Here is a 14,374-nt window from a genome sequence, read left to right as displayed (position 1 = left end):
AATATTTATAAAGCAACTTAAATCCTTAGTGTATCTAACTTTCTTATAAAAAGTCTTGGAAGGAGGTTTTTATTAAATGGTTAAATTTCTTAACAGGTTAGGAAGCATGGTTTATGCACTAGTGGAGAATTTAATGTTTTATGCATTATTAGGGATGGTTATTTTAGTAACCCTTAATGTCTTTTTAAGATATGCGATGAATTCTGGTATAACTCAAAGTGAAGAACTAGCCCGGTATTTATTTGTATGGACTGTATTTATGGGGGCTATTATCGCTTTTAAAGAAAAGAAACATGTAAGTGTTGATATATTAGTCTCAAGACTAGTAGGTATACCAAAAAAAACAGTAAAAATCCTAACTTATAGTTTTATTATAGTAGCTTGTGGAGTAATGCTTGTTGGGGGAACTGCTTTTACTCAATTATCTGCAGGATCTCTAGGTCCGGCAACAAAAATACCTTTTTCCTATGTTAGTATTGCTTATGTGGTTTCGGCCTTAATAATGGGGGTAATGGCAATAATAGAGATAATTAATCTAGTATTTAAAGGGGAGACGAAATAATGGCCTTAGCAGTTTTTTTTGCAACTCTTTTTTTGTTTCTGCTGCTGGGTGTTCCTATTGCCTTTACAATGGTTCTCTGTGCAGTAACGTTAATGGTGTATATGGATATCTTTAATGCTCAAATCATTGCTCAAAATATGATTTTTGGAGCCAACAATTTCCCATTAATGGCTATACCTTTTTTTATGTTAGCCGGTGAAATAATGGGGTACGGAGGGCTTTCCAAAAGAATTGTTGCATTTGCTAACTTAATTTTTGGCAGATTCAAGGGTGGTTTAGGTTATGTTGTTGTTTTTGCCAGTATCCTTTTTGCTGGTCTTTCAGGAAGTGCGGTTGCTGATACAGCGGCACTAGGGAGTATTCTAGTGCCTTTAATGGCAGCAGAAGGCTATAGAAGAAGTACTGCAACAGGGCTTGTATGTTCTGCTGGAATTATTGCACCTATTATTCCACCTAGTATTCCAATGATTTTATTTGGAGTAACCAGTGGTGTTTCTATTACTCGCTTATTTATGGCAGGTGTTGTTCCTGGATTAATAATGGGTATAGTACTAATGTTTGTCTGGTTTCTGGTAACCAGAAGGGGAGAATTTCCTGTAGGAAAAGTATATGATAGAAAACAAAGCATTAATATTATAAAAGAATCAATTTGGGCTTTAATAATGCCATTTATAATAATAGGTGGTATTAGATTTGGCATATTTACACCTACAGAAGCTGGAGCTATTGCAGTAGCATATGCATTGTTTGTATCATTATTTATTTATAAAGATATAAATATTTGGAACTTAAAAGAAATTTTTGTATCAGCTGCTAAAACAACAGCAGTAGTAATGTTTGTTGCATCAGGTGCAATAGCAGTTGCATGGCTATTAACAGTAGCTCAAATTCCAATGCAGCTGGCAAGTATGTTCTCAGGAATATTAGATAGACCACTATTGTTGTTATTAATGATTAACGTATTATTAATGGCTGTAGGAATGGTGATGGATGCTACACCTGCTATTTTGATTTTTACACCAGTCTTATTGCCAATTGTTGTTCAAGCAGGGATAGATCCTGTGTTTTTTGGAGTGATTATGGTATTAAATTTATGCATTGGTTTAATTACCCCACCTGTTGGAACGGTACTTTATGTGGGATGCGGTGTAGGAAGAGTTACTTTAGAAGATTTGGTAAAAGCAATGTGGCCCTTTTTATTAGCTCAAATTTTTGTATTGGTACTTCTAATTCTATTCCCAAATCTAGTTTTAGTGCCCATGGAATGGTTAATGAAATAACCATACAATATTAAAATGTCTAATATAGTGAAGTTTTACTAACAGTACAATATCCTCGTCTGATAATCTGTGGGTGCGCATCGCTTCTAGCAGGTTTGAGGATGTTTCTTTTTTCTTATGAATAGTCTTTTGTAGGGATGTTTTATTGTCTGCAAAATGGGGTTAAAACCCTCGGCTTTTGCCAGAATCTTTAGGTCAACAAATTAATTGCAAGTATTGTCATCCTAGAAATACTTAAACTAGAGGTGATAAAATTGCAAAGGATACAGGAAGTCATCGTATGCAATATTTGACCTGAAATACCATTTGATCTGGATACAACAATATATTTCGTGTCACCATTTTGTATGTTATCATCTAAAAGTAATTTAGTTGAACATAGCAGCTTCCAGTAGATTATAGCAACTTGTATGACAACATAGGCTAGAGTATATATAGCATTGTTGAAAAAATACAAAAGAAAAACGGGATTTTACATAATAAAAACTATATATTAAGCACCTTTTCCTTTAAAAATTTAATATTGACAAACTATTTTGAAATAAATATAATCAAAATTGACAAGCATGTCATACAACTTTTTATGTCAGACAGAATATGTAAGCAAGAAAGGAGGGTAATAATGGAAAACAATTTGCAGGCTAGTGAAAAAGTCTACAAAAGTATTGTTAGCAAAATATTAAATGAGGACTGGACTCCTGGAGCTAAAATAACTTCAGAAAATCAATTGTCCAAGGAATTAGGGGTCAGCAGGATGTCTGTTAGGGAAGCTCTGGAAAAACTGGTGGCCTTAAATGTTTTACAGAAAAAAAAGGGCGGGGGCACATATGTCAATGATTTAAAGCCTTCCATGTATTTAAATGGACTAATTCCCATGATTCTTTTAAATAAAGATAATTTGCAGGATATACTTGAGTTTAGAATGATTATTGAGGTTGATAGTGCAAGTCTTTGTGCTGAAAGATGTGATATGGAACATATAAACTTAATGAAAAAATATTATGAAGAAATGCATCAATACAAGGAACGGCCTGAAAGCTTTTACGAAGCAGATTTTAATTTTCACATGGCTATTGCAAAGGGAACAAAAAATTCACTGATAATAAAAGTAAATGATATAATGACTGATTTACTAATGTTTCATCACAAACAGATTCACCAGTACCTAGGACCTCATGGAGGGCTTAAGGAACATATAAATATTATTAATGCCATAGAAAATCGAGATGGAGAACTAGCTTCCATTTTTATGAAGCGCCATATTAAAAGAACACTAGATGAAATAAGACAAATATAAAAGATTAGCAGCCAATATTTATATAATAGACCATTTAATTTCAATTAAAAAATTTTTTTATAATAATAGAAGGATTTTAAATTCACAGATAGAATACTAGGGTTTAATATAATGAATGTGAGTTTCGCAATATGGAACAAAAGGGAGGTCATGTCTTGAATAATCTAACTTCATATGACCGTGTATTAAAAGCCATAAAACTGGAAAAACCTGATGTAGTACCTGTTGCCCCATATATGGGCAATTATGGTGCCAAAATAGCAGACATTCCAATTTCTATATATTGTACTGACGGACATAAAATGGCTGAAGCCCAGTATAAGGCCTGGGAAATCCTGGGTCAGGATATGCTGGTTGTCCAAAGTGACAACTACTATATAGCTGAAGGATTTGGCATTACAGTAGATTTTCACTATGACTCCACACCCACCCTAAAAAAACCTGTTATTAATGATTTAGAAGATATTAACAAGCTAAAAGTACCGAACCCTTTAACGGATGGGAGAATGCCGGTATATTTACAGGCTATCGGTATTCTAGCGAAAAAAATAAATGGCAAAGCAGCCATACGTGGTACTGGTACGGGTCCTTTTTCGTTAGCTTCTCATTTGATGGGTACTGAAAGGTTTTTACTTGAACTTGCCATGGTGCAGCATGATCCTGACGGAAAGAATGCCAAACTTTTAAGAAAATTGATGGAACTAACCACTGAAGCTTTGATAAAGTTTGCTAAAGCTGAACTTGACGCTGGGGCACATATAGTTCAATGTGGAGACTCCTTGGCTTCAATAGATGTAATTTCACCTAAAATGTATGAAGAATGGGCATATCCCTATGAACAGCAGTTTTTTAATGAAATAAACCAATATGCAAAGCAATATGACGGATCCGCAATCTTACATATTTGCGGTAATACAACAAAAGTTATAGAACTTATGGCTAGTACAGGTGCTCCCATATTAGAAATCGATTATAAAGTGGATATACAAGCTGCCAAGGAGGCTGTCGGTCATAAAGTATGCTTATTAGGAAATATTCATCCTACCCAAGTTTTATTGCAAGGTAGTCCTGAGCTTGTAAAACTGGAAGCAGAAAGATGTATAGATAAGGCTGGCAGAAATGGTGGATTTATTCTGGGCTCAGGTTGTGAGGTTGCAATAGATACACCAGTTGAAAACATGAAAGCTATGATACAGGCTGCTAGGGACTATAAGTACTAAGTTTAAACTAAATTGATGAGCATGCCTTATATAATTAGGAGGTAGATCATGAAACTAAATTCCCAAGAGCTTAGAAAAAAAGGCTGGGAAATTGACCCTTTAAGATTAGGTATGGATTGGACTGAAGAAGATCTTGATAAACCTCAAGTTCTGATAGAGTCAACCTATGGACATAGTCATCCAGGCAGTTTTCACCTTGACAAGCTTGTAGAATACGCTTCAGCAGGTGTTTTAGAAAGCGGAGGCAAACCTTCGGCCTTTTATGTTACAGATATTTGTGACGGTATAGCTCAAGGCCATGATGGAATGAATTATTCACTCCTATCAAGAGAATTAATAGCTGGAATGGTTGAGGTTCATGTTAAAGCAAACGTTCTAGATGGCTGTATCTTTATCTCATCCTGTGATAAGTCTGTCCCTGCACACCTTATAGCTGCAGCCAGATTAGATAAGCCTATAATCCATATGCCAGGAGGCACCATGGTGGCTGGTCCTGACAATCTGACTTTAGAACAGACGGCGACCTATGGCGTTTTAAGGGAGAAGAATAAAATTTCTGAAGAGGAATATAAGTATTACAAAAAAGAAGCATGTCCAACATGTGGTGCATGTCAATTCATGGGTACAGCTAGTACCATGCAGGTGATGTCAGAGGCTTTAGGGTTAGCTTTGCCAGGTACAGCCTTGATACCAGTTTATTTAAATGCCCAAAAATATGCAGTTAGACAAGCAGCCCGTCAGATTATGGAACTTATAAAAAATAATATAACCACTAGAATGATTTTAACTGAAAAGGCTTTCCATAATGCTTTAATAATGCATGCAGCCATTGGGGGCTCAACCAATGCCTTTTTGCATATACCTGCAATAGCAAGAGAGGTAGGCATTACAATTAAACCTGAAACCTTTAATGAGATTAATAAAATAACTCCCTATCTAGTAAACGTACGTCCATCAGGTCAATTTGCTACTGAGTATTTTTGGTATGCTGGAGGAGCCCCTGCGGTAATGCTTCAGCTGCGTGATTTTTTGCATTTGGATACCCTCACTGTAACAGGCAAGACATTAGGTGAAAACCTTGAAAATCTTGAAAAAAATGGCTTTATTAAAAGAAATAATGCATTTCTAAGAAAATATAATTTAAAGCCAGAAGATGTAATAAGCTCTATTGAAAAACCTATTAATGATAAGGGCGCAGTAGCAGTTTTAACAGGGAACCTGGCACCAGATGGTTCAGTAGTTAAGCATATTGCCATTGCTCCAGAAATGAAGAAGCATACAGGACCAGCAAAACCTTTTGATTCTGAGGAGGCTGCACAAGAAGCAATTAGGGCAGGAAGGATTAACCCTGGTGATGTATTAATAATTAGATATGAAGGTCCACAAGGTGCTGGGATGCCAGAAATGTTCTATACTACTGAGGCTTTGGCTGCAGATGAAAAGTTGGTTTCAACCACAGCTTTAATTACAGATGGGCGTTTTTCTGGTGCTACTAGAGGACCTGCCATAGGTCATGTATCACCCGAAGCTCTTGCTGGTGGGCCTATTGCTCTTGTTGAGGAAAATGATCTTATAGAAATAGACATTGAGAATTATTCATTAAATATTGTAGGTGTGTCAGGTCAACTTAAGACGTTAGAAGAAATTGAAGGTATACTTATGGATCGTAAAGCAAAGTGGCAGGCCCCAGAAATAAAACATACGGGTATCCTAGATGTTTTTAGAAAACTAGCAGCATCTCCAATGAGTGGAGCATATTTGGATACGGATAGGTAATAAAAATATAATTTACCATGGAGGAGCTTTTGATATGCATGATCATTTGGATATAAAAATTGAGGGAGGCTACGATTTAAAATTACCCCAACTTGTCCCAATAAAACAAAAGTTCAAAGTTAATAAAATAGAAGATATTTCTCAGGCAGTTGGTAAGGAGTTTGCCAAAGAAGCAGTAAAAAAAACCATAATACCGGGCAGCAAAGTTGCCATTGCTGTAGGAAGCCGTGGCATAGTAAACCTGGAGCATATTGTAAGAGAAACAGTAACTAATATTAAGGAGCTTGGTGCCCATCCTATAATTGTTCCAGCCATGGGAAGTCACGGCGGTGCTACTTCCGAAGGGCAAAAAAAAGTCCTTCAAGAGTATGGCATTACTGAGGAAAAAGTAGGAGCTCCAGTAGTATCTTCCATGGAAACAATTAAGGTTGGGGAAACCAACCAGGGAGTCCCTGTATACTTTGATAAAAATGCTTATGAAAGTGATGGGGTTATTGTAATTAATCGTGTTAAGCCGCATACAGACTACAAAGGTCTATATGAAAGTGGAATAATGAAAATGATTGTAATAGGTTTGGGTAAGCATAAGGGGGCTTCTTATATTCATAGTATGGGGTTTAACCAGTTCAATAGCATTATTCCAGAAGCAGGAAAGCTCATCTTGACCAAGACAAATATCTTGTTTGGAATTGCTATATTAGAGAATGCATTAGATGAAACAGCAAGAATTGAAGCTGTACCTGGAAATGACATATTATTAAGAGAACCGGAGTTGCTAGCTGAAGCAAAATCATACATGGCTTACTTGATACCTCGATGTTTTGACGTTCTTATTATAGAGGAAATAGGCAAGGATATTAGCGGTGCCGGCATGGATCCAAACATAATAGGCAGACCGGGATCTGGCCTTTCTGGATTTGATGGTCCATTATATCAAAAGCTTGTTGTACTGGACTTAACAAAGAAAACCAAAGGTAATGCCTGTGGCATTGGCATGGCAGATATTACTACAAAAGCCCTTGTGGATAAAATAGATTTTAATTACCTTTATACCAATTCAATAACATCAACAGTATTAGACCCTGCTAAAATACCGGTTACCATGAATACTGAAAAGGAAGCAGTAGTTGTTGCACTTAGGACAAGTAACATGGTAAATATACAGGATGCTAAAATAGTATTTATTAAAAACACCTTGGAATTAAACAAAATTTTTGTCTCTAAGCCACTTTTAGATGACATAGAAATTAAGGATGATATTGAAATTATAGGGGAGGCACAAGATATGCTCTTTGATAACAAGGGGCGTTTGCAAATAAGACCTTCTATGCTTTAATAGTCAGAACTATACCTATAAATATCAAGGGGGTGATAGTAGCTATTATTGACGCTGGGTTTATTGAAATGTTTTATGTAAACATGAGTAAATTTTTTAAAAATTGAGGAGGTTTGTAGAGTAAATGAAATTTAAATTTAAAGGATTATTATTGGTTGTTGCTATGTTGATTCTGGCAGTTGCTTTAGTTGGCTGCGGAGGAGCAAAGGATTCTGGTGGAGGAAGTGCTCAGCCACAAGAAGAACCAAAGAAAGTAAAAACTATAAGAATTAGTAATGGTGTTAATGATAAACACCCAGCTTACTTATCAGGGCTAGAATTTGGAAAATATCTTGAATCAAAAACAGATGCATTTAAAGTAGAGGTTTATCATAGTGGACAATTAGGTGATGACAGGACAGCTATGGAAGCTCTACAATTAGGAACCTTAGAAATGGTTTTAACTTCAACCTCACCTTTAGCAAACTTTATTCCAGAATATATGATTTTCGACTTTCCCTTTATATTTGAAAATGGAGAAATTGCTGATTTCGTGTTGGATGGTCCTTTTGGACAGCAAATGCTAGATAAGCTGCCAGCTCAAGGCTTAATTGGTCTTGGATTTAATGAAAATGGTTTCCGCAACTTGACCAACAGCAGACGTGCAGTAGCTAGTGTTAAAGACCTGGAAGGTTTGAAAATCAGAACAATGGAAAACAAGGTGCATTTGGATGCTTGGAGAGCATTAGGTGCCAACCCAACCCCAATGGCCTTTACAGAGTTATTTACAGCCATGCAGCAAAGAACTGTGGATGGACAGGAAAATCCTCTAATCACAATTGAGCTTTCCAAGTTTTACGAGGTTCAGGATCATGTCTCTATAACCAATCACGTATATACACCTTTTGTTTATTTGATGAGTAAAGTATTCTGGGATGGACTAACAGCTGAAGAGCAAGCCCTAATAAAAGAAGCAGCAGCCCATGCAAATGATTGGCAGAGAAAGGAAATTAGGAAACAAGAACAAAACAGTTTAGCTTCACTGGAAGCTAACGGCATGACAATAACCTATCTAAGTGATGAGGCTAGAGCTGAATTTCAAGATGCTGTTAAGCCTGTTATAGAAAAGTATACAGCAGAGGTTGGAGAAGAATTGGTTGCCCAGTTATTTGAACAAATTGAAAAAGCCCGCCAGCAGTAAGTAATGAATTGTTAATTTCAGAGGGGTCTTATTATAAGATCCCTCTTTTTTAAAAAACCATATCAGCAGGTATAATCAATGTGAACAGAGGTGATTTTAATTGACTGCATTAAAGCTGCTTGATAAGTACTTGGAGGAAGTATCCTGTGTATTGATCTTTATTACAATGACAGCATTAACCTTCTTTCAGGTACTATCTAGGTTTGTTTTAAATTATTCTCTTTCTTGGAGTGAGGAGTTGGCAAGGTACTGCTTCGTATGGCTTGTTTACCTGGCTGCTAGTATGGCAATAAAGCATAGGAAGCACATTAGAGTCCAGGTAGCAGAAATCTTTCTTCCAGTTAAAGCAGCGGCCTGGTTAGGGTTAATATCTGATGGCATTTGGCTATTTCTTACAGCTGTTATGACAGTTCAGGGCCAAAAAGTTGCAGCCATGATTTTAAGCCATGGGCAAACCTCCCCAGCTGTGGGACTAACCATGGGGTATGTTTATGCTGCTATTCCTATTGGATTTGCATTAATGTCCTTTAGATTAGTTCAACAGCTTATTATCAGAATTAAAGAAATTAAAAGTGGAGATTTTGAAGAGAGAAAAATTGCAATTGATTAGAGGAGGGAAGAAAAGTTGTCCGCACCATTAGTTTTAGCGTTGACCTTCATTGTGTGTTTACTTATGGGAGTTCCCATTGCTTTTACAATTGGAGTTGCAACAATGGCAGCTCTATGGGTAGGGGGAATACCTTTTACATTTCTATCGCAAAACCTCTTTTCTGCTGTAGACTCATTTGCTATAATGGCAGTTCCCTTTTTCATTTTGGCAGGTGCTCTTATGGAGACTGGAGGTCTTTCAAGAAGATTAATTGATGTGGCAAATGCCCTTGTAGGAAGATATGTTGGTGGCCTTGGTATGGTTACAATTTTAGCATGTGCCTTTTTTGCTGCTATTTCCGGCTCAAGTCCTGCAACAGTTGCAGCTATAGGCTGCATGATGATACCAGCCATGATTAAAAAGGGATATAACAAAACATTTTCTGCATCAGTTGCCGCCTCAGGTGGTGGATTAGGGATTCTTATTCCCCCATCCATTCCAATGATTATTTATGGAGTAGTTGGCAGTGTTTCAATAGGACAAATGTTTTTAGCAGGAATTATACCAGGAATAATTATATCTGTAATATTACTTTCCACTGCATATTTTATAGCTAGAAAAAATGGCTACAAGGGTTCCAATGAACCTTTTATATTTAAAGATTTTCTCAAGGTAACACGAGATGCTGTTTGGGCCCTTTTAGCACCTGTCATAATCTTAGGCGGCATTTACGGTGGCATATTTACCCCAACGGAATCTGCGGTAGTGGCAGTTGTATATGGCTTAATAGTAGGTTTATTTGTGTATAAGGAACTTAAGTGGAAGGATATACCTGAGGTTTTTATTAGAGCAGCCATGGTAACCGGAAGTGTAATAATAATTGTTGGGATGGCTGCAGCTTTTAGTAAACTGATAACAATGTATCAGATACCTACCATGTTAGCTCAGGTTCTATTGGGCATTTCAGAGCATAAGCTGGTGGTTTTAGCTTTGATTAATATTGTTATCCTATTTGCTGGTATGTTCATGGAAACCTTGTCCTTAATTATTATCTTTACACCGTTATTCCTGCCTATTGTAATGGATTTGGGAGTAAATCCTATTCACTTTGGAATAATTCTTGTGATAGGTGCAGAAATTGGTCTCATGTCACCTCCAGTAGGTGTAAATCTGTTTGTTGCCTCGGGAATATCGGGAGTTTCCATGGAAAAAATGTCACGGGGTATCTTACCATTTATTCTTATGATGATAATAGGTTTGTTTGTCATAACTTATATTCCAAAAATATCCTTATTCTTACCTCAGCTTCTTAGATAAAGGAGTTATTAAAAATATTTTTATTGAATTATAAATAAATGAAGGGAGTATGGAGATGGATACTACATTTGTACCACCAAAATATTTTAGAGGAAAAGAAGTTTTAGAACAAATTGGAGATGTTTGTAAACCAATAGGAGATAAGGTAATTTTGATTTCTGGGGAAAAGTCACTGGCAGCTGTAAAAGATAGGTTGGTCAAAAGCTTGGAGCAATCCGGTATGGAGATTATTGACACCTTCTGGTACGGAGGAGAGTGTTCATGGGACAATATTAACGGATTGTCAGAAAAGATATCATCCTCAAGGGCTAATTTAATTATTAGCATTGGAGGAGGAAAATCTTTAGATACAGGCAAGGCTGTGGCTTATAAGGCCGGGCTGCCGGTTGTAACTGTTCCCACTATTGCAGCTACATGTGCACCCTTTACACCTCTATCAATTATCCATACGCCAGAGGGTTTCTATTTAGAGAATTGCCTAGATTCAGCCATTCCTCAGGCTATTTTTGCTGATACTGAAATTATAGCTAATGCTCCTGATAGACTATTATTTGCCGGCATGGGAGATACGTTAGCAAAATGGTATGAACTGCGTGCAACAACAAGCAGGATACCCAAAACCAGCTGGACTATTGCAGCTGTTGGTCTTGCAAAGTCTTGCTATGATGTCATAGTTGAGTTTGGGCCAGATGCTAAGGTGTCCGTTGAAAGAAACGAATCATCTCATGCACTAGAACAGGTTGTTGATGCAATTATATGGCATGCGGGGATGTCTAGTGTATTAGGCGGTGATAAATGCAGGGGAGCTGCAGCCCATGCCATCTATTTTGGATTTACTAATATAGATGAGGCACATAAAAAATACCATGGGGAACTTGTGGGCTATGGTAATCTATGTCTATTAGAATTGGAAGGCAGACCAGAGGAAGAGATAATAGAAGCGGTAAATCTGGCAAAGGCCATAGGAGTGCCAATAACATTAGATGAAATATGTTCGTTAAGTGATGAAGACATTCAAATTGTTGCTAAAGTCGCTGTCGCCTCAAATGAGATGGGCTATATGCCTGTAAAAGTTGAGGCAGCAGATGCTGTTAAAGCCATATATGCAATTAATGAAAAGGGTAAAGTTAATTTCAACAAATAACGGGGTTATAGCTTGTAGGAAACCATAGAATTTTGCTACAACAGCTTCATTTTTGAAAGCTTAGCATTAATGGAGGTATCCGAGCATTAATCTAATATACTTTGATGATGTTAATACCCTCGAAATTGAAATGGTCTGGAAGGGGCTAGCGTTGATTTAGAAACTTGATATTAAATGGGGGATTATGCTATGGATTGGAGAAGTAGAGAATTCAGGAACAGCCCGGCTGGTGCACTTACAAGAGCATTATATAAAGGAATGGGCTATTCGGATAACGATCTGAAAAAGCCAATAATAGCTGTTGCAAATTCATGGAATACAGTTTGTCCGGGTCAATTTAACCTGAACCAGGTAGCTCAAGCTGTTAGAGAAGGAATTAATGAAGCCGGAGGTATGCCGGTAGAGTTTGGAACCATTGGGCCTTGTGATGGTATTGCCCAGGGCCATAATGGCATGAAATTTATTCTGCCATGCAGAGATGTTATTGCCAGCAGTGTAGAACTGATGATTGAGGCTCATCAGATAGATGGAATGGTTCTTCTAGGCTCTTGTGACAAGATTGTTCCTGGTATGCTGATGGCAGCAGCAAGGTTAAATCTGCCCACTATTATTGTTACTGGCGGACCAATGGAAACAGGAAGATACAAGGGTCAAAATGTAGATGTAAATACAATAGAAGTTGCAACAGGTGCATTTAAGGCTGGAAGGATTACCGAAGAAGAATTTAAAGAGATTGAGAATAGTGTTTGCCCTGGTCCAGGCTCTTGTCAAATGATGGGAACGGCCAATACCATGTGTTGTTTAACTGAAGCTATAGGTTTATCCCTGCCAGGAAGTGCTGCTGTACCGGCAGTTGCAGCTAAACGATTGGTAATTGCCAGAGAATCTGGAAGACAGATTATATCACTGGTGGAAAAAGGTATTACTGCTGGGCAGATTATAACTAAAGAATCAATAGAAAATGCAATCAAAGTTGGACTTGCCATTGGTGGTTCTACAAATCTTGTACTGCATATTTTAGCACTAGCCCATGAAGCAGGAATTCAATTAGACATAGAAGAGTTTGACAGTCTAAGTTTAAAAACACCCTATATTGCTTCATTAGTCACTGCCAGTAAATATGATATGGTTGATTTTTTTAGAGTGGGTGGAATACCTGTCGTCATGAAAGAGCTGATGCCGCTTTTAAACAAGCATTGTGTTACGGTAACCGGACATTCGCTTGAAACTAATATCAATATTCTTAATCCTCCCGATCCAGATGGCAAAGTGATTAGAAGTTTAGAAAACCCATTTAAACCCACAGGAGGGTTAGCAGTGTTAAAAGGGAATCTGGCTCCAGGGACCGCTATAGCAAAACCAGCTGCTATACCAGAAGATAGACTTGTTTGTTCTGGCCCTGCAAAAGTATTTGATGCAGAAGAGGACTTAATTGCAGCAATCCATGATGGAAAAATTAAACCTGGAGATATTATAGTAGTTCGTTATGAAGGACCTAAAGGTGGACCAGGAATGAGAGAAATGTATACTCCACTAAAATTACTAGATGGATATGAACTGGCGGAAAGTGTATTTTTGATTACTGACGGAAGATTTAGTGGATCTAACAAGGGTGGATTCATTGGCCATATATGTCCTGAAGCAGCTGAAGGTGGTCCAATAGCTCTGGTTAAGGATGGAGATATAATATCCATAGATATTAACCGGAGGAATATTACTCTTGAGGTGCCTGATGATGAAATAGAAATACGCAGAGCCGGATGGACAAAGAAAGAACCTAAAGTAAAAAAAGGATATCTCGCATTATATGCAAAAATAGTTAGTTCAGCAAATAAGGGTGCTATTTTAAGTTCAGCAGAATAAGGAAATGTATTAAGAAAGTGGTGAATTAAATGCTTTTTGATTTAATAAAAAGTTTCAAAAATAAACTTGAAACACAAACAGTTTATGGGCCGTTTTCAAAAACCAGTGACCCTGGTATAGTTGAAGCTGCTGGTTATGGTGGATTTGATTTTATAATTATTGATCTAGAACATGGACCAAATAATATACAATCAGCCCAAAATCTTATTAGGGCAGCTCAGGTATCAGGTATTTTACCTATTATCAGGGTAAAAGAAAATTGCAATAATATTATTGGAGAAGCCCTTGACATTGGTGCGGCAGGAATTCAGGTTCCTCAAGTATCAAAGCCTGAAGATGTGCAAAGGATTATTAAATTGGCCAAATTTGCACCACAAGGAATGAGAGGGGTTTGTCGATTTGTGCGGGCTGCAAAATATTCTTCTATGACAAGATTTGAGTATTTTGCTAACTCAAATGAAACATTAATAATAATTCAGTTGGAGGGCCAGGAAGCAATTGATAATTTGAGAGACATAATGGATGTGCCAGGTATAGACATCATATTCATAGGACCTTATGACTTATCACAATCTTTAGGTCTATCTGGGCAGATAGACCATCCATTAGTAGAAGAAAAGATGAGCCAAATTATTGACCTATGCAAAACAAAGGGTATTCATATAGGTACCTTTGTGGATAACTTAGAAAATGCCAAGAAATGGCGAATTGCTGGGGTTAAATATATTGCTTATTCGGTAGATATGGGTATATTTTATGAACAATGTAAAAATATTGTTGACGAATTAAAAGTGAATTGATTAGGAGCTT

At 37.1% G+C, this 14,374-nt stretch carries 12 protein-coding genes; all 12 read left to right on the top strand.

What is annotated here, in order from left to right; all coding sequences use genetic code 11:
- Window positions 1–76 precede the first annotated feature (76 nt).
- The 12 genes from K364_RS24710 to K364_RS0118275 all read left to right on the top strand — a co-directional run bounded on the left by K364_RS24710 (window position 77) and on the right by K364_RS0118275 (window position 14,364).
- Window positions 77–562 carry a TRAP transporter small permease gene (locus tag K364_RS24710; RefSeq protein ID WP_051534210.1) on the top strand — a complete coding sequence of 162 codons (486 nt, stop codon included), beginning with the start codon at window positions 77–79 and terminating at the stop codon, window positions 560–562.
- Complete coding sequence (locus K364_RS0118325; protein WP_028309234.1) at window positions 562–1,842, top strand: TRAP transporter large permease; 1,281 nt, start codon at window positions 562–564, stop codon at window positions 1,840–1,842. Before K364_RS24710 ends, K364_RS0118325 begins: the two co-directional genes overlap by 1 nt.
- A gap of 622 nt (window positions 1,843–2,464) precedes the next feature.
- Window positions 2,465–3,139, top strand: a complete 675-nt coding sequence (locus K364_RS0118320; RefSeq protein ID WP_028309233.1) for a FadR/GntR family transcriptional regulator — start codon at window positions 2,465–2,467, stop codon at window positions 3,137–3,139.
- A 155-nt stretch (window positions 3,140–3,294) separates the two neighbouring features.
- The gene (locus K364_RS0118315; protein WP_028309232.1) at window positions 3,295–4,359 is read left to right on the top strand and encodes a uroporphyrinogen decarboxylase family protein; all 1,065 of its coding nucleotides are present in this window, start codon (window positions 3,295–3,297) and stop codon (window positions 4,357–4,359) included.
- A 48-nt stretch (window positions 4,360–4,407) separates the two neighbouring features.
- Window positions 4,408–6,135, top strand: coding sequence for a dihydroxy-acid dehydratase (ilvD, locus tag K364_RS0118310; RefSeq protein ID WP_035270215.1), 1,728 nt, complete (start codon window positions 4,408–4,410; stop codon window positions 6,133–6,135).
- A gap of 34 nt (window positions 6,136–6,169) precedes the next feature.
- Entirely contained in the window at window positions 6,170–7,471 is a 1,302-nt protein-coding gene (locus K364_RS0118305) for a nickel pincer cofactor-dependent isomerase, group 22 (protein WP_051534209.1), read from the top strand.
- Window positions 7,472–7,595: 124 nt separating this feature from the next.
- Window positions 7,596–8,651: a TRAP transporter substrate-binding protein gene (locus K364_RS0118300; RefSeq protein ID WP_028309229.1), complete on the top strand. Its 1,056-nt coding sequence runs from the start codon at window positions 7,596–7,598 to the stop codon at window positions 8,649–8,651.
- 100 nt (window positions 8,652–8,751) lie between these two features.
- Window positions 8,752–9,261, top strand: coding sequence for a TRAP transporter small permease (locus K364_RS24705; protein WP_051534208.1), 510 nt, complete (start codon window positions 8,752–8,754; stop codon window positions 9,259–9,261).
- 15 nt (window positions 9,262–9,276) lie between these two features.
- A complete protein-coding gene (locus K364_RS0118290) occupies window positions 9,277–10,557 on the top strand; it encodes a TRAP transporter large permease (protein WP_028309228.1) in 1,281 nt (426 codons plus the stop codon).
- Between the two features lie 55 nt (window positions 10,558–10,612).
- On the top strand, window positions 10,613–11,701 hold the full coding sequence (locus K364_RS0118285) for an iron-containing alcohol dehydrogenase family protein (RefSeq protein ID WP_051534207.1): 1,089 nt from the start codon (window positions 10,613–10,615) through the stop codon (window positions 11,699–11,701).
- Window positions 11,702–11,890: 189 nt separating this feature from the next.
- The gene (ilvD, locus tag K364_RS0118280) at window positions 11,891–13,564 is read left to right on the top strand and encodes a dihydroxy-acid dehydratase (protein ID WP_028309226.1); all 1,674 of its coding nucleotides are present in this window, start codon (window positions 11,891–11,893) and stop codon (window positions 13,562–13,564) included.
- Between the two features lie 29 nt (window positions 13,565–13,593).
- A complete protein-coding gene (locus K364_RS0118275) occupies window positions 13,594–14,364 on the top strand; it encodes an HpcH/HpaI aldolase family protein (RefSeq protein WP_028309225.1) in 771 nt (256 codons plus the stop codon).
- Window positions 14,365–14,374 lie beyond the last annotated feature (10 nt).

The organism is Desulfitibacter alkalitolerans DSM 16504 (assembly GCF_000620305.1).
Classification (GTDB): domain Bacteria; phylum Bacillota; class DSM-16504; order Desulfitibacterales; family Desulfitibacteraceae; genus Desulfitibacter; species Desulfitibacter alkalitolerans.
Note: the sequence above shows the minus strand (reverse complement) of the source record. Positions and strands in the feature narration are given on the sequence as shown.